Here is a 22046-nt window from a genome sequence, read left to right on the forward strand (position 1 = left end):
CTGCCCATGCCGATCGGCGACCGCCATCCGATCCACGTCCATCCGTGGCCCCCTCCTCCGCGACGACGTTCCGGCCCCCGGGTCAGCCCTGCCGGTCGGCCGCCTGGACCTGGCGCGCGATCTCGGCGCGACGCTCCTCCCATGTCCTGTCCAGCACGTCCAGCGCCGCAGGACTCAGATCATCCGCTGGCGCACGCCGCGCGTACTTCTCCGCGGACCGCGCCGGAACGCCGTCACCGACGCCGATCCGGATGCTGCCGGCCTCGCGGCCGAAAGACCCGCCGCGCTCGTACACCGCGAGCAGCGGCTCGAACGGGTCGGGCAGGTCCCGCGGCCACGCCGGCAGCACGGTGAAGTTGAGCATGTACCGGATGACCCGCTCGTCGAGCGGGCGCAGACCCCGCCCGGAGAGCCCGGCCAGCACCGAGTCCAGGTATGCCTCGTCGAGCCGAGCGTCCGGGTCGGCGGCGGCCGCGATGTCGAAGAACGGCCAGTGCCGCGTCTGGTCCAGCGCCTGCGCCCACAGCGCGGACCGGCGCAGATACTCCAGCATCAGCGCGATCCGCGACCCGTTGTGTTGGAGGCTCTCCTCCCAGGTCACCTCGTGCAGCCGTGCGATCAGCTGCTCGGTGCGAGCACCCGCCTCCATCACCGATTCCTCACCATCTCCAGGATCACGTCCACCACCTCGTCAAGATTCTGCAGATCGAGGGGGACGTCCACCTCGGGCAGGGGTAGCCCGTAGGCCGGGTAGTGCCCGAACGGCCCGAGCTGAGAGTACTTCGGCGCGAGGTAGTGCGCGTTGAGGACGCCGGGTGCGAGCACTTCGAGGTAGTCGTCGTCACCCAGCGGCTGCCAGCACTCGGGCAGGGCCGAGTTGAACTGGACACCCGCTTCGATCAGCCGGGACTCGATGTACTCGTGCGCCAGCATCTGCGCGAAGTACTCCCGCTGGTCCGCGGTGCGCCGCTCGTCGCCGTACGCCATGGTCCACGGATCGGCGTTTTCGTGGTAGGCGGTGAAATAGACGCCGCGCTCCAGTCTGTCCGGCCCTGTGGCGACATCGTGCACGTCGACGAACATGTTGCGCCAGGCCCGCTCGATGACCTCGGGCGGGTGCCCGGTGTGCGCAGCGATCCGCTCGGCGACGTCCGTCCACGCCCGGATCTCGGCGTACCGCGCCGGCGCTCCGTCGTCGGACCCGGTGGCGTGCGGGATGTCCCCACCCGCCGGGGACACACCACCCGGCTCCGGAAGCGCCCCCGCGGGGTTCGGCGCGTCGTCGGGTTCGGGGCCGGGCTGCGGCTCCGGAGAGGGTTGCGGCTCGGGAGCAGGCTGCGGGTCCGGCTCCGGAGCGGGCTGCGGGTCCGGGGCGGGCTGCTGTTGGGCCAGTTCGGCCTTGCCCCACGAGGTCTGGGCGAGGCTGGTCATGGGCTGCGGGTCGCCGTTCGCGTCCAGCATCATCGCGCGCATGCCGACGACGTTGCCGTTGTTCGACGGGTCGCCGGTGTGCCCGTACATCGACACGTTCTCGGCGATCTGGCGGGTCTGCGGGTCCAGGAACAGGATGGTCCCGTCCTGGTTGACCGCGAGCCAGGCATGCGAGGTGCCGGCCTGCCACTCGGTGACGATGAACATCGCCGCGCCGTGCCCGGCCTCGGTCAGCTCGTGCGTGATCGACGCGAAGCCCCAGTCGGACCACTGCTGGGCCTGCGCCGCCGGGCTCTGCGACATGTTCGGGAACACCGTCTGCCAGGCCCCGCCGACCGCTGCGGCGACGCGGGCCATGCCGCCGACCTCGCCGCCCGTGACCGCGTTGACGTCGGTCCCGGCGTACCCGTCGAAGGTGCGCGGCGCGGACACCTGCGGGCGGCCCCGCCAGGTCCGCCACGCGGAGATCATGCAGTCGACGCAGTTGATGCCGCGGCTCGGGTCCAGCTCCGGCCCGCCGTCGTTGGCCAGGCCGAACCAGGTGCCCACCCGCGGGTCCGGGTTCATCTGCAGAAAACCGCCGGGGGTACGCGGCAGCGCGGCGATCAGGTCGTCCTGGTGCTGCTGCAGCGGCGGGCGCAGGCCGCCCCGATACAGGTAGGGCCGTCCGTCGGCGGCGGGCACGTCGACCAGCAGCTCGCCGTCGTCGGTGTTGACCGCGACCCAGGCCGCGTCGGTGTCCACCGTCTGCGCCTGGTTGGCCGTGTACGTGCCGTTGTAGGCGGCCTTGGAGGCCTTGCCGAACTCGTTGGCCCACTGCTGGTGCCGGTCGGCCCACTCCTGGCACAGCTTCGCCTGCTCGGCGTCGGGCTGCTGCTCGGAGTAGAACGCCGCCCACGACCGGTACTTGTGCATCTCGGCGAGGTGCTTGGCCGCCTCCGCCGCCAGCGCGTCCGCCTCCTGCTGACGCCGCTGCAGCTCCAGCGACATGCGCCGGGTCTGCAGCCCGGCCCGGTACGGCCACTGCGGATGGTTCGGGTCGGCCGGGTCCATGCCGACCGGTCCGGGCGGCGTGCTGCCCGGCATCGGCGGGGTTCCGGTGGCGTCCGGGGACGCCGGGTCGGTGTCGCCGGCTAGGGCTGCGTCTCCTGGGCGCGGCGACGGTGCGACTCCGCGAAGATCTCCTCGATCTGCGGCTCGCTCGGCAGCGGGCCCGTCCCCTGGGAGATCGCCAGCGAGATCCGTTCGGCCTCCGCCCGGTCCACCGGACGTCGCCGGTCGTCCCAGGTCAGACTGTTCATGATCTCCGAGACCGCGTCCGGGCGATACCGCCAGCCCCCCGCTCGGTGGTCGTACATCAGCGCCTCCCGGGTCCCCGGGCCCTTGACGATCAGACCCGTCGGCTCCTGGTCCGGGTGGTACTCGATGTCCCTCACGTAGAGCGCGAAGTAGTGCAGCATCCTCTTCCCTCAGGTTGGGGGCCACCTTGGGGGTGACCGCGAAGTCGTCCGGGGCGAGGTCGAACTCGGCGATCAGGTCGGCGGGGGTCCGGCCCTCCTGCGCCAGCCGGGCACGCAGCTCGTCCAGCACCTCCGGCTGCTCGGAGAGGAACTTGGCCAGGCCGTTGTCCTTGGCCCCGGCACCACCCATGCCCGCCGGGATCGCGTCCATGATACCGGCGCGGCGGTTGGCCTCGATCATCGACAGCAGGGCGCGCAGCCGCTGCTCGGCCGGCAGGCTGTCGTCGCGCAGCACCTCGTAGTCGTGGTGCGTCTGCTGCCACAGCTCGAACGACAGCTGCGTCGGCAACTGCACCTCGAACCCGGTACCGTCCTCCGCCCGGAACGTGGCGTTGGTGCCGAAGAAGCGGTTGCCCGGCCGCCAGAAGTCCTTCGGCGGCCCGTCTAGCTCGTAGCCGAGGTCCGCCATCTGCCGGACCAGCGCGTCGAACGCCGGGCGGTACGCGTCGCCGCCGGGCATCACGACCGAGAAGCGCACCGCGTCGTTGATGGTCGCGGCGAAGTGCTCGTGCCCGTGCGCCTGGCCTTCCAGCAGGTACTTGCGCTGCAGCGACTCCCGGCTCTTGAAGCGCGTCTCGTCGGTGTCGGCGAGCAGGTGCAGGTCGTCGCCCGAGTGCTCGGGCGAGGCGTTGACGGCCGCCATCGCCGTCCGGATGTCGGCCATGATCTCGGCCGACCGCTGCCGCGAGGTCTCGTAGACCTCGTCGAGCATGGCGAACTCTTCGGCCGTGAGGTCCTGTGTCGTGGGCTCCGGCTCGAAGACGGCGCCCATCGGCTCCGGCGGCGGCCCGGCGGGGTCGGTTAGTCCAGCGTTCCCGCTGCTCGGCGGCGGTGGGACTCCCGGAACACCTCGAGGATCTCCTCCTCGCTCGGGAGCGGGTCGGTCCCCTTCGTGATCAGCATCGCGATCTGCTCCGCCTCCGACCGGTCGATCGGCCTGCGCCGGTAGTCGTAGGTGTCCCGGCCCAGGATGAACCCCGCCGTCTCCGGGTCGTACCGCCAGCTCTGGGCCCGGTGATCCCAGATCAGATACTCCAGGTACCCCTCGCCCGCGATGATCAGGCCCACTGCCTCCTGGTCCGGGAAGTCCTCGATGTCCTTCCGGTAGATGGCTTTGTAGTGCAACATTCTGTGCCTCCAGGCGGGCGGCGACCTCGGCAGTGATCGGGAAGTCGGCAGGGGTCAGATCGTATTCGGCGATCACGTCACCGGGGGTGCGGCCCTCGGCAGCGAGCTGCCGCTCGAAGACGGCCCAGACTTCGGAGTTGTCCGCGATCCACTTGGCCAGGCTCGCGTCCTTGGGCCTGCGGTCGGCCACGCCCGGCGGGATCTCGTCGATCATACCGGCGGCGCGGTTCACCTCCAGCATGCGCAACAGCGCCCGGACCCGCTGCTCGGGCGTGGCCTTGACGTCGCGCATCGTCTCGTACTCGACGTGCGTCGCGTGCCACACCTGGTATGACCGCTCCGTCGGGAACTGCACCTCGAACAGGGTGCCGTCGGGCGCCCGGAACGTGGTGTTCATCCCGTAGAAGCGGTTGCCGGCGTTCCAGAAGTTGTTGACCTTGCCTTCCAGCTCGTAATGGGCCGCCTGCAGTTGGGCGAGCACCGCGTCGAGCGCCGGAAGGTACCCGGGGCCGTCCGGCAGCTGGATCGAGAAGCGAACCGAGTCGTTGACGCTGGCCGCGTACTGGTCCGGGCCACCCTGCCGCTCCTCGGCGAGGTACTTGCGCTCCAGCGACTCCCGGCTCTTGGCCTTGTGCTCCGGATCGCGCAGCGGCAGCGACCCTTCGGGCAGGCCGAGTGCCTGATCCGCGGCGGCGGTGAACCGCCGTAGGTCGCCGAGGATGCGCTCGGACGCCTCCAACGCACGCTCGTAGACGTCGTCGAGCATCGCGTACTCTTCCGCGTCCGGGCGATCCGACGGCGGCGGCGCGAAGAAGCGGCCCATCGGGTCCGGCGGCGGTCCGGCAGGTGGCTGCGCCGGGGGCATGGCGGTGCCGGGATCGGTGTCACCCTCGCGCTGCGCGGGGATCGCGGGCGAGCCGGGATCGGACGGCCGCTGTGCCGCGTCGGGCGCGGCCGGGTCCGTCGACGAGTCCGTCGCCAGCTCGGGCGACGCCGAGGCGTCGGACGGTGACGTCAGTCGTCGTCCTGCGGCGGAACGCCCTTCCACTGGAAGATCCAGAGAATCGTCTCCTCGTCGGGAAGCGCCTCCGTCCCCTTCGTGATCTGCAGGGTCAGCTCCTCGGCCTGCTCCCTGCTGATCTCCTCCGTGCGGTCCGTGTAGTCGTGGTGATCCATCACGTACGCCACCGTCGTCGGGTCGTACACCCACGCCTTCTGCCGGTGGTCCCACAGCATCGCGTCCACCCCGCCGTGAGTCACGATGATCCCCCTCGCCGGGGGCTTCGACTTGTCCACCGCGTAGAGCGCGTAGTAGCTCACCATCGATCCGCTCCAGTTTCTCCGCGACTTCCGGTGTGATCGGCACGTCGGCCGGGTCGATGCCGAACTCGGCGAGGATGTCGCCGAAGCCCGCGAAGGACTCCTGCTGATCATCCAACCATGCCCGGTACTGCTGCCAGATCTTTGCGTTCTTCGTGATCCAGACCGCGAGATTGGTGGACTTGGCGCCGACCGGGGCCGACTCCGGCGGCGGTCCCACGATCGTGTCGATGCCCGGAGGCACGTCGTTGACGCCGAGCTCCTCGTTGACCGCGAGCATGGACAGCAACGCATGCACACGCCGCGCCGGCAACTCGGCGTTCACCCGCTCGCCGTTCTCGTCCAGGCTGCCCTCCCGACGCAGCACCTCGTACGCATCGTGGGTGAGAATCCAGGCGCGTTCGGAGTTTTCAGTCGGGAACTGCACCTCGAAGAGCTGCCCGGTCGGGCTGGTGAAGGTGACGTTGAGGCCCAGGAAGCGGTTGCCGGACGCGAAGAAGTTCTTGATGTCGGTGAGCTGGTAGCCCTGTGCCTCCAGACCGCTGCGCACCGCGTCGAAGGCTGGCCGGTACCCCTCACCTTCCGGTAGGCGAACCATAAACCGCACCGCGTCGTTGGCCCGCGCAGGGAATCCTTCGACACCGAAGAACCGGCCCTCGACCAGGTACTTGCGGACCAGCGAGGCGAGCTCTTTGACCCGGTGGTCGATGCCGGGCATCTGCAGGATGCCGTCGGTGTCCGGGCTGAGGTTGTAGGCCGAGACTAGCTGGGCGATGTCGTCGCGGATCCCGTCGGCGTTGGCCACTGCGGCGTCGTGCAAGCCGGTGAGCATCTCGCGCTCGTCCGACTCCAGGTCGTCGACGACCACGTCCGGCTCCGGCGGCTTGCCGATGGTCACCGGGACCGTGTCCGCGCCGTACAACCGGCCGGGCAGCAGGCTGCGCTGCTCCGCCGCACGGAACAGCGCCGCCTCGCCGAACGTCGTCGGCACCGTGCCCCTCGGGTGCACGACTTCGCCCCGGTCGCCGCCGACGACCAGCCGACCGTCGACCATCCGGATCTCGACTGTGAGCGGCCGCCGGTACTTTTTACGGTCCGGGTCTTCGCTCTCGGGCAGGTTGCTCAGCGGCTCGTCCGGACGGTGCACGCACACCGGGACGGAGTCGAGCCCGGCCAGCCGCGCCGCCCGCATGCGACGGTTGTCCATGCTGTCCAGCGAGCCGTCGCCCCAGGCTATGACATGTGCAGGACCGCCTTGCCAGCCCGTCTCCGCCATGCGGGCGGCGAACTGGTCCATAGTCAGGTCACCGCTGGTCGGGCTGACCGAGCGCTGCGTGAAGCGGATGTCCTGGGTAGGCACCACCGCCGTCTGCGGCAGCAGCGCCTCCAGCCGCGCCCGTTCGGCGTCGTCGAGCACCGACGGATCCGGGTAGCCGAGATCGTCGAAGGTCGCCTCGCCGACGCGGATCCCGTGCTCGGCGAGTTCGGCGTCGGTGAGCGGCCGCTGCATGTCCGCGTCGAGCTGGGTGGCGTGCACCCCGGCCGGGGCGGCCGCCGGATCGGGCTGGCCCTGGTACTGCGACCAGGCCCCGGTGGGCGCGCCGTCGATCAGGGACTGCTCCCCGTCCGGCCCGATCACCATGGCGTCCATCTGGATGATGCCGTTGGTGTAGGGCGGGTTGGTCGTCGGCGTGCCCGGCGGCTGCTGCGGGTCGGCGTACATGATGACGCCGCCGTCGTTGAAGACCGGCCACGTGTGCGCGGTGCCGTCGGACGAGTGGTGGATGATCACGGCCATCGCGCCCGGTCCGGCCTGGCGCAGCTGGTCGGCGAGGCGGGCGTAGGAGGCGTCCACCGTCTGCCGGGCGGCTTGGCGGTCGAGACCGCGGGTGTCCGGGCAGAGCTGCTGCAGCCGGCCGCCGAAGAAGTCCTCGATGCGGTGCGGCCCACGCGGCTCCGGCCCGGCCGGCTGGTCCGGGTTTCCGCCGGCAAACCCGTCGAGGGTACGCGCGGCGGCGCAGCGCGGCCGCCCGTGCAGCCATGTGTCGGCCACCGACAGCAGCACGTCGACGCAGTTCACCGCACGGGTCGGGTCGGCCTGCGGCCCGCCGTCGTTGGCGTAGCGCAGCCAGCCCGAACGCAGCGGCGGGAACTGCAGCGGGCGGCCGTCCGCGTCGCGCGGGACGGCGTTCTCCAGGTCGAGCTGGTGCTGGGTGAGCACCGGCCGGTAGCCGCCGCGCTGGTCGTACCGGCGGGTCGCGTCGACCGACGGCGGGGAGTCGCTGCCCGTCAGCGCCGACACGTCGTCGGTGGTGACGCCGCCGCGGGTGAAGTCCGCGCCGTCGTGGCGGTTCAGCGCGTCCCAGGCCGCCGCGGCCAGCGCGCCGGGGCGGCCCATCGAGGCGAGGATCGCGCGCCGCTGCGCGCGCAGCCCGCCGTGGTACGCGTCGCTCCAGCGCCGCGCCTCCGCCCGGCTGCGCTCGCCGTCACGCCGCCCATCCGCGGCCGGTGGCCGGGAGTCGGTGTCCGGCCCGGTGCCGCGCGTGTCCGCGCCGGGCACAACGGCGACGGCGGGTGTCGCCGGGTCTGTCTGCTGGGCCGGGGTGGCCTGCGGGCGGGCCGGGTCGCCGGGCGTCTGCTGGGCCGGAGCCGTCTGCTGGCCCGTCGCGGGGCTCGGCGAGGTGGCCTGGCCCTGCTGGGGTGCCGGATTCTGCGCGGTCGCGGGATTCTGCGTGCCCGTGGTCGGCGCCGTGCCCTGCGCGTTGGTGGCGGTCGTCTGGTTAGCGGGACCGGTCTGCGTGCCGGTGCTCGCCTGCGCGGTGGGCCCGGTCTGCGAGGACGGCGTCTGCGCGGTGGTGTTCGTCTGCGCGGCGGGCCCGGTCTGCGACGACGGTGTCTGCGTGGTCGTGTTCGTCTGCGCGGACGGCGCGGTCGTGGAGGCGCTCGCCTGCGTGGCGGGTGTCGTCCCGGAGGTGTTGGCCTGCGCCGACGGTGTGCTCGTCGAGGTGCTGCCCTGGACGGACGGGCCGTTCTGCGTCGGAGTGCCGGTCTGCGCGGCCAGTCCGGCCTGTGTCGGGCCGGTCGCCGTGACGCCTGCCGCGGGCCGCGCGCCGGTGGCCGGGTTGGTCCCCGCCGAGCCGGAGGTGTTCGTGCCGGACCCCGAGGTTCCCGTACCCGAGGTGGTGCCCGAGCCCGAGGTGGACCCGGCCGGGCCGCCTGACCCGGTGCCGGTGCCGCTCGACGTGCCTGCGCCGGTCGTCGTGGTGCCGCCGGCGGAGCCCGTGCCGGACAGTCCTCCGGACCCGGACGAGGCCGAGGTCGACGCGGAAGCCGACGTCGAGACCGATGATGCCGACGGGCCGGCGGACGTACCTGCGAGGCCTGACGCCGGGCTCGTGACCGCGGGCGCTGCGGGGGCCGCGGCGGCGGGCCCGGCCATACTCTGCGGAGCCGGGGCGACCGCCGGGGCGATCACGGTGTTGGCCTGCGCGGGAACATTCGCGACCGGGGGCGGTGCGGCGGGCGCGGCCGGGGCTGCGCTCGCCTCCGGCGGGGCCACCCCGGCGAGGCCGCCGGAACCGCCCGAGCCGCTGCCCGAGCCACCGCCGTGCGATCCACCGGAACCACCGCCCGAGCCACCGGAGCCCGTGGTCCCCGTGTGCGGGCCGCCACCGCCACCCGATCCGCCGCCTCCCGCGGCCGCGGTGGCCGCCGCGGCGGTGGTGATGTTCGAGCTCGGGTCGCCGTCGAGCGCGGTCCCGGCGAGGTTGCTGACGATGTTGTTCGTCATGTTGTTGAGTTCGCCGGTCAGGTGGCTGGTGACGCTGGACCGCGCGCCCGAGGTCGCCGCCATGCCCAGGTTGCCCGCGTCCGGCAGCTGCCCCGTGGCCAGCGAGCCGCCGATGTCGCCGAGCACCTCGCCGCGTACGCCGTGGGAGACCTTGCTGACGAAGCCGCCGTTGTGGCCGCCCGCGAGCGTGCTGGCCGCGCCGCCGGCGAAGCCCGCCCAGCCGGCCATGGCGAGATCGCCGAGGTCGAGGCCGTCGCGGCGGCCCGTCGCGGTCTGGTACGTCTGGATGGCGCCCTGGGTGAGCAGCTCCTCCTTCATCTCGTCCAGGCCCTCTTTGCCGGCCTTGACCGCCCACTTGCCGAGCTTCTTGCCGAAGTCCTTGCCGAGGTCCTTGAGCTTGTCCTTGACGGCGCGCTTGATGCCGCGCTCGATCAGCGACTTGAGCAGCCGCTTGAGGATCTCCTTGATGGCGAAGCGGGTCGCCATGCAGACCGGCCCAGCGGCGGCGGTGGACGCGCCGAAGGTGAAGAACGCGGCGACGGCCAGCGCGATCAGTTCGATCAGCAGCAGGCCGAGTTCGATGTAATACTCCAGCTTCGCGCCCTGGATGTCGCAGCCGCCGCCTTCGAGCATCTCGCCGAGCGCGCCCGCGACGTAGGCGGCCGCCTGCAGCGCCGACTTCTCGTCGCCGCTGCCGATCTGGCCCCAGGCGTCCTTGATCGCGGCGGCGACCTTGCCCTCGGCCCCGCCGAACGCGGCGACCGCGTCCAGCGCCGCCCGCTCCGACTCGGTCAGCGGGTCGGCGAGGTCACCGGCGACCGCGTACCAGTCGTCGGCGAGGTCCCAGGTGGCCTGCTCGTCGCCTTCGGGCCAGTCCATGCCGATGACCCAGTCGAGGCATTCCTTCATCCACCCCGGTGCGTCGAAGTAGGACAGCGGATGCGGAATCGGCGACGGCAACCACGACATCCGCACCCTCCCCAGAGTTCGGCTTCCCGCGCGATCCGGCCCGTGCGGGCACGGCGTATCCGGTGGCGCGCAGGCGCTCTGGGTAAGCTACTCGATCCGGACAAGAGCGCGCCAACCCGGTTGCGGCGACGGGTGCCGATCCGGGCTAGAGTCGGCGTCACCGGCCGTACCAGGGGAGGAGCCGCCGTGGCACAACGCTCCGATCGCGACGCCAACTCGGCGCTGCGGGAACGCTTCGCACAGGTGCACGACCAGTACACCCGGCTGCGCAACGGCATGGGCGACCTGCAGGCCAAGCTCAAGGCCTACCGGGCGACCGAGAAGTCCCGCGACGGCCTGATCAAGGTATCGGTCGACGCCCGCGGCCGGCTGGTCAAGCTGGAGCTGGAGCCCGCCGCGCTGCGCTCCTACAGCGCCTCGGGCCTCGCCGAGGAGATCACGAAGACGATCGCGCGGGCGTCCGACGCCGCGGGCGCGGGCGTGTCGCAGCTGATGGCCGAGGTGATGCCGGCGGAATCGGGCGCGATGTCGTTCCTGCGTACCAATGACATGAACGACCTGCTCAAGCGGCACGACGACATCATGGACTACCGCCCGGAGCCGCGCGATGGGTGACGAGATCCCGATCCGCCCGATGGCCTGGCCCAGCGGCGACGGCACGCATCTCGACCTCGACCTGGCCCGCGACGCCGGCAGCCGGATGACGGCGGCCGGCAAGGACGTGACGGCGCTGCGCAACGGCACCGGCGCGAGCATCGACTCGGCCGGGCAGGCCAAGCCCTGGGGCACCGACGACGTCGGCAACGCCCTGGACAAGGGCTACTCCGAGATCGCGCCGAACATCCTCGCGCTGTGGCGGCAGGTCGGCACGGCCATGGAGTCGATGGGCGCCAACATCACCCAGGCCGCCACCGTCACCACCGACACCGACGTGGCCACCGCCAAACGCACCGACCAGGCCGCCAACCACCACCCCGACATCCCGGTCTGACCCCCGGCCCGCGCGCCACGATGATCGCTGTTTCCGGACAAAAGCTCGGGTCAGACCTCACTTTCTGACCCGAGACAGCGATCAAGCCCCGTAGCCCGCCCGGGTCAGCCCGCCAGCGCGGACGGCCCGAGCAGCGCCTTGAGGTCGGCCATCAGCGCGGGCACCGGAGCGACACGCATCGGGCCGAGGCGGTAGGTCGACGACTTCGATCCGTTGGTGAGACGCACGTGCACCTCGGCCTTGCCGGGGTGGGTCGACAGCACCTCGCGCAGGCGCTCGACCAGCGGCGGGGTGCACCGGTTGGCGGGCAGCGCGACCACCACCGGCCGGGCGTTGTCGTCGGTGACGGTGGTGTCCGGGATGGACATGTCCATCGCCATCAGCTTGGCCTGGTCGTCGCGGCGGTCCGCCCGGCCCTTGACCACGACGATGGCGTCCTCGGCGATGTACTGGCCGACCAGGTCGTAGGTGTTGGGGAAGAACAGCACCTCCACCGCGCCGTCGAGGTCCTCCAGGGTCGCCGAGGCCCACGCCTTGCCCTGCTTGGTGATGCGCCGCTGCACCCCGGAGAGGATGCCGGCCAGGGTGACGATCTGCCCGTCGGCGACGCCGCCCTCCTCGTTCAGCGCCGCGATCGACATGTCGGCGGCCTTGCTCAGCACGTGCTGCAGCCCGAACAGCGGGTGGTCGGAGACGTACAGGCCGAGCATCTCGCGCTCGAAGACGAGCAGGTCGGTCTTGTCCCACTCGCCCGGCGGGATGGGCGGCGTGACGATCATGCCCGCGCCGGACGAGTCGGTGTCGGCGAACGCCGAGCCGAACAGGTCGAACTGGCCGATGGCCTCGTTCTTCTTGACGCTCATGAACGAGTCGATGGCGTCGGCGTGCACCGACAGCAGGCCCTTGCGCGGGTGCTCCATCGAGTCGAACGCGCCCGCCTTGATCAGCGACTCCACGGTGCGCTTGTTGCAGGCGACCGCGTCGACCTTGCGCAGGAAGTCGTAGAAGTCGGTGAACGCGCCCTGCTCCTTGCGGGCGCGCACGATCGCCTCGACGACGTTGCCGCCGACGTTGCGCACCGCGCCCAGACCGAAGCGGATCTCGTCGCCGACCGGGGTGAACCGGGCGGTGGAGGCGTTGACGTCCGGCGGCAGCACCTTGATGCCCATGCGGCGACACTCGGCCAGGTAGACCGCGGACTTGTCCTTGTCGTCGCCTACGGAGGTGAGCAGCGCCGCCATGTACTCGGCCGGGTAGTTGGCCTTGAGGTAGGCGGTCCAGAAGGAGACGAGCCCGTAGCCGGCGGTGTGCGCCTTGTTGAAGGCGTAGTCGGAGAACGGGACCAGGATGTCCCACAGCGTCTTGATCGCCGCGTCGGAGTAGCCGTTCTCCTTCATGCCGCCGGAGAAGGGCACGTACTCCTTGTCGAGGATCTCCTTCTTCTTCTTGCCCATGGCGCGGCGCAGCAGGTCGGCCTGGCCGAGCGTGTAGCCCGCCAGCTTCTGCGCGATGGCCATGACCTGCTCCTGATACACGATCAGGCCGTAGGTGTCGCCGAGGATCTGCTCCAGCGGCTCGGCCAGCTCGGGGTGGATCGGCACCACCGGCTTGCGGCCGTTCTTGCGGTCGGCGTAGTCGTTGTGCGCGTTCGCGCCCATCGGGCCGGGGCGGTAGAGCGCCAGCACGGCGGAGATGTCCTCGAAGCCGTCCGGGATCATCGAGCGCAGCAGCGCGCGCATCGGCCCGCCGTCGAGCTGGAACACGCCGAGGGTGTCGCCACGGGCCAGCAGCTCGTAGGTGGGCTTGTCCTCCAGCGGCAGCTCTTCGAGCACCACGTCGATGCCGCGGTTGGACTTGATGCCCTCCAGGCAGTCGTCCATCACGGTGAGGTTGCGCAGGCCGAGGAAGTCCATCTTGAGCAGGCCGATGGACTCGCAGGCGCCCATGTCCCACTGGGTGATGATGGCGCCGTCCTGCTCGCGCTTCTGGATCGGCAGCACGTCCATCAGCGGCTCGCCGGACAGGATCACGCCGGCCGCGTGCACGCCCCACTGGCGCTTGAGGCCCTCGATGCCCTTGGCGGTGTCGACGACCTTCTTGGTGTCGGGGTCGGTGTCGTACAGCGCCCGGAACTCCACCGCCTCCGGGTAGCGCGGGTGGTTGCTGTCGAAGATGCCCGACAGCGGGATGTCCTTGCCCATCACCGCGGGCGGCATCGCCTTGGTGATCTTGTCGCCGACCGCGAACGGGTAGCCGAGCACCCGGGCCGCGTCCTTGATCGCGGCCTTGGCCTTGATCGTGCCGTACGTGATGATCTGCGCGACCCGCTCCTCGCCCCAGCGCTGGGTCGCGTAGCGGATCATGTCGCCGCGCCGGCGCTCGTCGAAGTCCATGTCGATATCGGGCATGGAGACGCGGTCGGGGTTCAGGAAGCGCTCGAACAGCAGGCCGTGCGACATCGGGTCGAGTTCGGTGATGCGCAGCGCGTACGCGATCAGCGCGCCGGCCGCCGAACCACGCCCCGGCCCCACCCGGATGCCCTCCTTGCGCGCGTACTCGCACAGGTCGGCGGTGACCAGGAAGTAGCCCGGGAAGCCCATCTTGCAGATGACGTCGAGCTCGTAGTCGGCCTGGCGCAGCCGGTCCTCGGGGACCCCGTTCGGGAACCGGTCGCGCAGCCCCCGGTGCACCTCGGCGCGCAGCCACGACTCCTCGGTGTAGCCCTCCGGCACCGGGAACGACGGCATCAGGTTGCGGTGCGCGAACACCTCCTTGTAGTCGCCGATCCGCTCGGCGATCTCCAGGGTGTTGTCACACGCGCCCGGCACCAGGTCGTCCCACTGGCGGCGCATCTCCTCGGCCGACTTGAGGTAGAAGTCGCGGGCGTCGAACTTGAAGCGCTTCGGGTCGGCCATCGTCGAGCCGGACTGCACACACAGCAGCACCTCGTGCGCGTCGGCGTCCTGGGCGTACGTGTAGTGCAGGTCGTTGGTCACCAGCGGCTTGAGGTTCATGTGCTTGCGCAGCCGGTCCAGCCCTTCCCGGGCCGCCTTCTCGATGCTGATGCCGTGGTCCATCAGCTCCAGGTAGAAGTTCTCCTTGCCGAAGATGTCCTGGAACTCGCCCGCCGCCGCCACGGCCTTGTCGAAGTCGCCGATGCGCAGCCAGGTCTGGATCTCACCCGAGGGGCAGCCGGTCGTCGCGATGACGCCCTTGCCGTACGCGTGCAGCAGCTCACGGTCGGCCCGGGGCTTGTAGAAGAAACCCTCCAGGCTCGCCCTGGACTGCATCCGGAACAGGTTGCGCAGGCCGTCGGCGTCTGCCGCCAGCATCGTCATGTGGGTGTACGCGCCACCGCCGGAGACGTCGTTCTCCCCGCCGTCGGCCCAGCGCACCCGCGAGCGCTCCTGCCGGGGCGTGTTCGGGGTGACGTAGGACTCCACGCCGATGATCGGCTTGATGCCCGCGGCCGTGGCCTGCTTGTAGAAGTCGTACGCCCCGAACATGTTGCCGTGGTCGGTCATCGCCAGGGCGGGCATCTGGAGGCGGTCGGCCTCCTTGAAGAGCTCCTTCAACCGGGCCGCGCCGTCGAGCATCGAATACTCCGTGTGCACGTGAAGATGCACAAAAGAGTCGCCCACGGCGCACCCACCCCCAGCTAGTCGACGGTACGCCTCAGCCTAGTCCTGCGCTCCGACGCGTTCCACCCGCCGCTCGGCGGGTGCCGGGCGTCACCGGACGAACGGTTCCACCATCGCCGACGCCGCGTTCAGCCACGCCCGCTTGGTGGTCGGCTGGAGCGCGCCGTACTCGATCGACGAGCCCGTCTCCAGAGCCGGGTCGAACGGCACCACGACCACCGCACGGGTGCGCGTGGCGAAGTGCTTGCGAAAGTCCTCCAGCAGCGGCGAGGTGCCCGGGGTGGCGCAGGACAGCAGCGTCACCGCGTTCTCCGCGAGCTTGCCCAGGCCGATCTCGTGCAACAGGTCGATCATCCAGTCGGCGGTGAACGCGGCGTCCTCGCGCGGCACCGTCGTGATGACGAGCTGGTCCGCGGCGCGGATCACGGTCTGCCAGTTGGCGCTCTCCACGTTGTTGCCGGTGTCCACGCAGACGACGTCGTGGGTGCGGCACAGCAGCTCCAGCACCCGGCGCACGGTGTGCTGGTCGAGGCGCTGGGCGAAGCGCGGGTTCTCCTCGCCGGCCAGCACGTCGTACGACCCGTCGGAGGCGTGGCGCAGGTAGTCGTCCAGCCGGTCCTTCAGCTCGCCGATCGGCGCGTTCTCGATCTCCAGCAGGTCCGCCAGCAGGTGCCGGATGGTGCGCGCGTGCCGCGCGCTGCCGGCCCGCAGGCCGAGCGTGCCGCGCAGCTCGTTGTCGTCCCAGGCCAGCACGCCGCGCCCGCGCACGCTGCCGATGGTGGCCGCGGCGAGCACGGTGGCGGTGGTCTTGTGCACCCCGCCCTTGGGGTTGGCGAACGCCAGCACCTTCGGCCCGCCCAGCTCACGGCGCAGCACCGAGACGGCGTGCTCGACGTCGTCGGGGCGGGCCGCGGGACGCCACTCGATCCGCCCGGCCGACGCGCCGTACGCGGGACCGCTCGGCGCGGCGGTGGCCGGTCCGCCCGGTGCCGGTTCGACGGGCGCCGGGTCGCGCGGCGGCGCGGCGCGGGCCCGGTCGAGCAGCACCCGCCAGCGTGAGGTCGCCTCGGCGGGCGTCAGCTCGCCGGGTCGGCCCCAAGCCGTGGGGCCGTCGCCCCGCTGGCCGTTGCGCTCCACGGTGTGCGCCCTCCCCGCCCTGCCATAGTGATCAATGATCAACGCGGTGCAAGGCTACGCACCCCGACACCAGCTTGACCACCCTATGTGTTCAGGCACCCGCACCTCCAGACCCTGTCGGCCGATTGCCGCCGAGAAGAGGTGAAGAGCACTTGCGAACCGGGTCTCCCCGTGCTCAACGACGACACTCGATGCAGGGTGCGGACACCCCCGGGGGACCTCACCGGTCGGCCTCCCCGGCGTCGGAGGCCGCCGCCGAAGGGGCGTGCGCCGGGGACGCCGGCACCGTGCCGTCCTCGGACGGGCTGGTCTCGGCCACCGGAGACGCGTGCGGCGACGCCGGGGTGGAGGTGCCGGGCTCGCTCGGCTCCGCGCCGGGACGTTCGCTCGGCTTGGCGCTCGGCTCGGCGCTCGGCGAGGCGCTGGGCGACGCGCTCGGCGAGGCGGCGGGCGTGGCAGAGGCGGCCGGGTCGAGCTGGCCGACCTGCTCCGGCAGCGGGGGCAGGAAGACCGCCCGGTCCAGCCGCCGCACCTCGGGCGCGGGGTCGACCGCGCGCACCTCGGGCCGGGACGCGATCTGGTCCAGCGCCGCCGGGGTGGCCCGCACCACGGCCGCGTACACGCAGGTGCAGCCCGTGCGGTAGGCCTCGGCCTCGGCCTCGGCGACCGCGGAGCCGCCCAGGTAGGTGTCGCGCAGGCGCTCCTCCTCCGCGTCCGCGGTGGTCAGCTTGCCGGCCAGGCCCCGGAAGTCCGCCGCGTCGGCGTCCTTGCGCCGGGCGACCTGCTTCATGCCGGCCACCACGTCCTCAGGGATCTTGAAGGCGGGGATGCGTACCGACGCGGTCTGCGTCTTCGCCAGCGGCACGCGGGCGTAGACCTCGACCACCGACACGCCGCCGAGCACCGGCGTGAGCCGTTCGGGGGCGAGGTACGCCTTGAGGCTGACCAGGGCGTACGTCTCGATCGGAGTGGCCGAGGGACGTTTGAGCAACCCGGCCAGTTCCGAGCGGGCCTGCCGGGCGTAAAGCGGCACCGACTGCCCCTGCACGACGCCCACCTGCACCGTCTCGCCGAGCGTGCTCTCCGGGGTGGCCGTGGTGCCGCGGTGCGCGGTCCACACCACGGCCAGCAGCACTCCGGTGACCCCGACCAGCGCCGCCGCGGTGAGCAGCCGCAACCGCAGCCGTCCGTGTGCGATGCGGACGAAGCCGCCCGCGAGCCGTGGCACTATCACCTGATCCAGATGCCGCAGGAACCTTTGCGGGCGCATCCGGCGTCCCTTCATCCGGCCTCGCGCGGGGGGCGCGAGCGCGTGTCAACCAGCCTCGCGCAGCAGCGCGAGCGCCTGCGCGAGATCTGGCGGGTACTCGCTGACGAACCGGACCTGGAGTCCGGTGCCGGGGTGGAGGAAACTAAGCTCACGCGCGTGCAGCCACTGCCGGTGCAGGCCGAGGCGGGCGGAGAGCGTGGGGTCGGCGCCGTAGGTGGTGTCGCCTACGCAGGGGTGCCGCAGAGCGGAGAAGTGCACCCGGATCTGGTGGGTGCGCCCGGTCTCCAGTCTGATGTCGACGAGGCTGGCGGAGGGGAAGGCCTCCAGCGTGTCGTAGTGCGTGATGCTGGGCTTGCCGCCCGACATCACGGCGAACTTCCAGTCGTGCGTGGGGTGCCGGTCGATGGGGGCGTCGACCGTCCCCCGTAGCGGGTCGAGGTGGCCCTGCACCACGGCGTGGTAGCGCTTGTCCACCTCACGGTGCTTGAAGGCCCACTTCAGTGCGCTGTACGCGGACTCGCTCTTGGCGACGACCATGAGGCCGGTGGTGCCCACGTCGAGCCGGTGCACCACGCCCTGCCGCTCGGCCGCGCCGCTGGTGGCGACAGTCTGACCCATCGCGGCCAGGCCGCCGATCACGGTCGGGCCGGTCCAGCCGGGGCTGGGGTGGGCCGCGACGCCGACGGGCTTGTCCACCACGACGATGTCGTCGTCGCTGTGGATGATCCGCAGGCCGTCGACCCGCTCGGCGACCACGGCGGGGGCCGTGGGCGGGGCGGGCAGGGTCACCTCCAGCCAGCTGCCGCCGGTGACCTTGTCGGACTTGCCGCGGGGCACCCCGTCGACGGTGGCGTCACCGGATTCGACCAGCGTGGCCGCCGCGGTGCGCGACAGCCCGAACAGCCGGGACACCGCCTGGTCCAGCCGCATCCCGTCCAGCCCGTCCGGGACCGGCAGGGAGCGGGTCTCGCCCCTGGTCACCATGCCTGGGACCCGCGCTCGGAGCCGACGGCGGCCGACGGGGCGTCGCCCGGCGCGGGCTCGTCGTCGGTGTCGGTGTTCTTCTCGGACGTGATGCGGCTGCCGTCACGCTGGCGGCCCTGCAGCTCCAGCAGGATCGCCAGGCTCACGCCACCGACCAGCGCCATGTCCGCGACGTTGAAGATCGGGAAGGCCCGGCCGTGCGCGTCGAACACGCTGATGAAGTCGACCACGTGCCCGTGGAACGGGGCCGGGGCCCGGAAGATGCGGTCGACCAGGTTGCCGAACACGCCGCCGAAGATCATGCCAAGCGCGATCGCCCAGGGCAGCGACCGCAGCCGCCGCGCCATGAAGCCGAGCGCGCCGAGCACGACCACCGCGATGATCGGGAAGATGTAGGTGTGGTCTTCCAGGAGACTGAACGCCGCCCCGCTGTTGCGGGTCAGCGACATGTAGACCGCGCCGCCGAGCAGCCTGATCGGCTCGTGCGGGTCCAGCTTCGTCGCCCACTCCTTGGTGACCAGGTCCAGCACGATCGCGAACCCGGCCATGCCCACGAGGATCGACAACGCGGTGCCGCGGCCGATCCGACGTGGGGAGTGCTCCGGTTCCCGTTCGCTTTCCTGGTCCACCGACACACTCCCCAAGTCACGGCGCAGCTGCGCCCTTCGTACGATCATGCCGGGTCGGCCCGGCCGGCCGGCAACCGGGCCCTAGCGGCGCTCTTCCAGCTGCTTGCAGGTCACGCACAGGGTGGCCGACGGGAACGCGGCCAGCCGCTCCACCGGGATGGGGTTGCCGCACTTCTCGCACCACCCGTAGCTGCCCTCGTCGAGGCGCTCCAGTGCGCGCTCCACCTGGGTGATCCGCTCCAGGATGTTGTTCGCGAGGGTGATCTCCTGCTCGCGCTCGAACGTCTTGGTGCCGGTGTCGGCCTGGTCGTCGCCGGCCGAGTCGGTGAGCCGGTCGCGCTGCAGCTCCGCGATCTCGACGAGCGTGTGGTCGTACTCCTCCTGCAGCTCGTCGCGGCGCGCGGTGAGCGCCAGGCGGATCTTCTCGGTCTCCGCGGCGCTGCGATCACCCTTCTTCACCGTGGTCGCCTTGGCGGCCGTACGGCTGGCGGTCTTGGACTCGGCAGGTTTGACCATGGTCGCTCCCTCGGCCGCGGACGTGGCGGCGCTCGGCGTTGCCTGGGCAGGGGGATTCTCTTCCGTCCCGGCGGCACGCCGCCGGGTGGTCGGGGTGGCGTTCGCCGACTTCTTGGCGTCGGCGGCCGCCGCGGCGGGCTTGGCCGCCGTCTTCCGCTCGGGCGCGGCCGGACCGGCCGCGCGCTTGCGGGCAGTGGTGTCTGAGGTAGCCGTCACCGTCTCCCCCTTAGCCGTGGCCGCCCCCGCGGCCACTGTCTTCACGGAGCGTTTCGGCGCCGCGGTGGTCTTCGCGACGGCCTTCTTCGCCGCCGCTCCGGTCTTGCTCCCGCCTGCCCTCTCGGCCATGGCGTCCCCCAGATGCAAAACGGGCGCGCGGCTCACGCCGCGCACTCCAATAGGCTGGCAAGAATACGGAACGTATGGACGGTCCACAAACATGCCACGCACTGCCTGCCGAATTCCTGTCAGTACCCCGGAATCATCCGAAGTATCCGCAGGAAAGGCACAGATCATCGCGGTCATGCCGGACATTGCCGCGTGACCGTCCCTTTCTGGTGAATTTGGCAAAAGGGACAATATCACCTAGTCCCCGTGTTCCCTGCCGTCCTCTCCGAACCAGTGGGCCAGCCGGCCGCGCCGACTCACCGCCCGCAGCCGACGTTCAGCTTCGTCGCGTACCGATTCGGTGGCGACAATAAGCAGACTGTCACCCATTCGCAACCGTGTGTCGCGGTCGGGCACGAACCCGGCACCGTCGCGCAGCACCAGCGTCACCGACGCGCCCACCGGCAGCCGCAACTCGTCGAGATGCACCCCGGCCAGTCCCGACCCGGGCGGCACCTCGATCTGCAGCAACTCGGCGTGCATCCGGTCCAGCGGAGCGGTCTCCACCCGCAGCTCGGTCGCCTCCCCCGGCGCGGTCACCCCCAGCCGGAGCGCCACCACGGGCAGCGTGCCCGCCTGCACCATGGTGAACACCACCACCAGCACGAACACGATGTTGAACAGCGCCTCTGCGCCCGGCACCCCCTGCGCCAGCGGGATGGTCGCCAGCACGATCGGCACCGCGCCGCGTAGCCCCGCCCAGGACAGGAACAGCTGCTCCCGCCAGCCCACCCCGAACGGCGTCGCGCTGGCCAGCACGGACATCGGGCGGGCGACGAAGGTCAGCACCACCCCGGCCAGCACCGCGGGCACCAGCATCTGGACCAGGCCCGGCGGCGACACCAGCAGGCCGAGCAGGACGAACAGGCCGATCTGGGACAGCCACGCCAGACCGTCCGCGAAGCCGAGGATCGCCTGGCGGTGCGGCAGGCGGGAGTTGCCGAGGACCACCCCGGCGGCGTAGACGGCCAGGAAGCCCGAGGCGTGCACGACCGCCCCGCCGGCGTACGCCAGCACGGTCAGGCCGACCGCGGCCAGCGGGTACAGGCCCGCGGCGGGCAGCGCGGCCCGGCGCATCAGCTCCCGGCCCACCACGCCGACCAGCAGGCCGATCACCGCGCCGGCCGCCAGCTCGTACGCGATGAACAGGGCCTCCTGCCACCACGGTCCGATGCCCGCCGGGCTCGACAGCAGGATCACCAGCAGCACCACGGGGGCGTCGTTCATGCCCGACTCCGCCTCCAGCGTGGCGACCAGCCGGGGGCGCAGCCGCAGCCGGCGCAGCGTCGAGAACACGGCGGCGGCGTCGGTGGACGACAGCACCGCGCCGATCAGGGCCGCCGTGCGCCAGTCCCAGCCGAGCAGGAAGTGGCCGACCACGGTGACCATCACCACGCTCACCAGCACGCCCAGCGTGGCCAGCGTGGCGGCCAGCCCCAGCACCGGTCGCAGCGTGGTCCAGCGGGCGGTGAGGCCGCCCTCGGCGATGATCAGCACGAGGGCGCAGGTGCCCAGCAGGCGCACCAGTTCGGCGTCGTCGAAGCGCAGGCCGAACACCGACCCCAGCACCACGCCGATGGCCAGGTAGACGAGCAGACTGGGCACGCCCAGGCGGGTGGACCAGCGCACGGCGGCCACCGCGACGAGCAGCACCGCGGCCCCGATCAGCAGGGCCATGTCGAGATGCGCGATCACCGAGCCGCCTCGTGCAGCGCGGCCAGGCGGTCCGCCAGGTCCGCCGGGGGCGTCTCGATCAAAAAGAGCTTGTCGCGGCTCGCCAGGCCGGTACGCAGCGAGACCGTGGCCGCGGGCAGGCCCAGTGCCTCAGCCAGCGCGCACCGGGCGGCCTCGGTCGCCCGGCCGTCCACCGCAGGCGCTTGGACCGCCACGATCAGGGCGGTGCCGTGCCGGCCCGGGTAGGCACCGCCGACCCGGGCCCGGCCCGCGCCCGGCTTGACCCGGACCGCAACGACCACGGGTTCCGTCACCGACGAGGACCGATCACGTGCCTTGACATCTCCCCCAGCTGAAGCAGAGGGATTCTTCCCTCGCGGGTTGAGTTTTCTGCTTCACAGCCCGTTGCCGACCTGGATTTCCAGCGAGGGACGGGGTACCGCCCATCGGTCTTACACAAGCTCCACAGACCTGACTTCCCGCCAGCCCGGCGGTAGGCCCGATCGGCTTGGTTGTCGCCAACCCGGGCGAGGACATCGTACATGCAATCCCGAGAACGGACAGAGCTACGGCCCGAAGCACCTTTCGGGCTCGCGGGGGATCTGCCTTCTGTGGGCCCCGGGTAGACGGACCGCCCCGCGCCCCGCCCGATCGGGCGGGGC

11 protein-coding genes and 1 pseudogene are annotated in these 22046 nt (G+C 71.5%); 2 read left to right on the forward strand and 10 right to left on the reverse strand.

Annotated elements, in window-relative coordinates; translation table 11 throughout:
• Window positions 1–82 precede the first annotated feature (82 nt).
• A complete protein-coding gene (locus tag AB0B66_RS16525; RefSeq protein ID WP_360529557.1) occupies window positions 83–649 on the reverse strand; it encodes a hypothetical protein in 567 nt (188 codons plus the stop codon).
• Window positions 649–10158: a toxin glutamine deamidase domain-containing protein gene (locus tag AB0B66_RS16530; RefSeq protein WP_360529560.1), complete on the reverse strand. Its 9510-nt coding sequence runs from the start codon at window positions 10156–10158 to the stop codon at window positions 649–651. Before AB0B66_RS16530 ends, AB0B66_RS16525 begins: the two co-directional genes overlap by 1 nt.
• Before the next feature lie 186 nt (window positions 10159–10344).
• On the opposite strand from AB0B66_RS16530, the gene AB0B66_RS16535 reads away from it, so the two are divergent.
• Both AB0B66_RS16535 and AB0B66_RS16540 read left to right on the forward strand, forming a co-directional pair.
• Entirely contained in the window at window positions 10345–10773 is a 429-nt protein-coding gene (locus tag AB0B66_RS16535) for a YbaB/EbfC family nucleoid-associated protein (RefSeq protein ID WP_360529563.1), read from the forward strand.
• On the forward strand, window positions 10766–11149 hold the full coding sequence (locus AB0B66_RS16540) for a hypothetical protein (RefSeq protein WP_360529566.1): 384 nt from the start codon (window positions 10766–10768) through the stop codon (window positions 11147–11149). The genes AB0B66_RS16535 and AB0B66_RS16540 overlap by 8 nt, the downstream gene beginning before the upstream one ends.
• 104 nt (window positions 11150–11253) lie before the next feature.
• On the opposite strand, the gene dnaE is transcribed toward AB0B66_RS16540, so the two are convergent.
• From dnaE to AB0B66_RS16580, 8 genes and pseudogenes are all read right to left on the reverse strand, one after another.
• Window positions 11254–14790 carry a DNA polymerase III subunit alpha gene (gene dnaE, locus AB0B66_RS16545; RefSeq protein WP_360529569.1) on the reverse strand — a complete coding sequence of 1179 codons (3537 nt, stop codon included), beginning with the start codon at window positions 14788–14790 and terminating at the stop codon, window positions 11254–11256.
• A gap of 90 nt (window positions 14791–14880) precedes the next feature.
• Window positions 14881–15669 (reverse strand): annotated as a pseudogene (locus tag AB0B66_RS16550) (AAA family ATPase); the annotation flags it as partial.
• Between the two features lie 478 nt (window positions 15670–16147).
• The gene (locus tag AB0B66_RS16555; protein WP_360529572.1) at window positions 16148–17161 is read right to left on the reverse strand and encodes a hypothetical protein; all 1014 of its coding nucleotides are present in this window, start codon (window positions 17159–17161) and stop codon (window positions 16148–16150) included.
• 81 nt (window positions 17162–17242) lie between these two features.
• Window positions 17243–18181 (reverse strand): RluA family pseudouridine synthase, encoded by a 939-nt coding sequence (locus AB0B66_RS16560; RefSeq protein WP_360529575.1) that lies wholly within the window; start codon window positions 18179–18181, stop codon window positions 17243–17245.
• On the reverse strand, window positions 18175–18810 hold the full coding sequence (lspA, locus tag AB0B66_RS16565) for a signal peptidase II (RefSeq protein WP_360529578.1): 636 nt from the start codon (window positions 18808–18810) through the stop codon (window positions 18175–18177). Before lspA ends, AB0B66_RS16560 begins: the two co-directional genes overlap by 7 nt.
• Before the next feature lie 81 nt (window positions 18811–18891).
• Entirely contained in the window at window positions 18892–19326 is a 435-nt protein-coding gene (locus AB0B66_RS16570; RefSeq protein WP_203688058.1) for a TraR/DksA family transcriptional regulator, read from the reverse strand.
• Between the two features lie 582 nt (window positions 19327–19908).
• Complete coding sequence (locus tag AB0B66_RS16575) at window positions 19909–21405, reverse strand: potassium/proton antiporter (RefSeq protein WP_360529581.1); 1497 nt, start codon at window positions 21403–21405, stop codon at window positions 19909–19911.
• Window positions 21402–21698: a DUF167 domain-containing protein gene (locus tag AB0B66_RS16580; RefSeq protein WP_360529584.1), complete on the reverse strand. Its 297-nt coding sequence runs from the start codon at window positions 21696–21698 to the stop codon at window positions 21402–21404. The genes AB0B66_RS16575 and AB0B66_RS16580 overlap by 4 nt, the downstream gene beginning before the upstream one ends.
• Between the last annotated feature and the right edge of the window lie 348 nt (window positions 21699–22046).

The sequence above is a fragment of the Catellatospora sp. NPDC049111 genome, from assembly GCF_040648615.1.
Taxonomy (GTDB): Bacteria; Actinomycetota; Actinomycetes; order Mycobacteriales; family Micromonosporaceae; genus Catellatospora; species Catellatospora aurea.

Excerpts from the sequence above, each read along its gene's own strand:
- AB0B66_RS16525 (WP_360529557.1), bottom strand. The coding sequence starts at position 649 with ATGGAGGCGGGTGCTCGCACCGAGCAGCTGATCGCACGGCTGCACGAG.
- AB0B66_RS16530 (WP_360529560.1), bottom strand. The coding sequence starts at position 10,158 with ATGTCGTGGTTGCCGTCGCCGATTCCGCATCCGCTGTCCTACTTCGAC.
- AB0B66_RS16540 (WP_360529566.1), top strand. The coding sequence starts at position 10,766 with ATGGGTGACGAGATCCCGATCCGCCCGATGGCCTGGCCCAGCGGCGAC.
- AB0B66_RS16560 (WP_360529575.1), bottom strand. The coding sequence starts at position 18,181 with ATGGTGACCAGGGGCGAGACCCGCTCCCTGCCGGTCCCGGACGGGCTG.
- AB0B66_RS16570 (WP_203688058.1), bottom strand. The coding sequence starts at position 19,326 with ATGGTCAAACCTGCCGAGTCCAAGACCGCCAGCCGTACGGCCGCCAAG.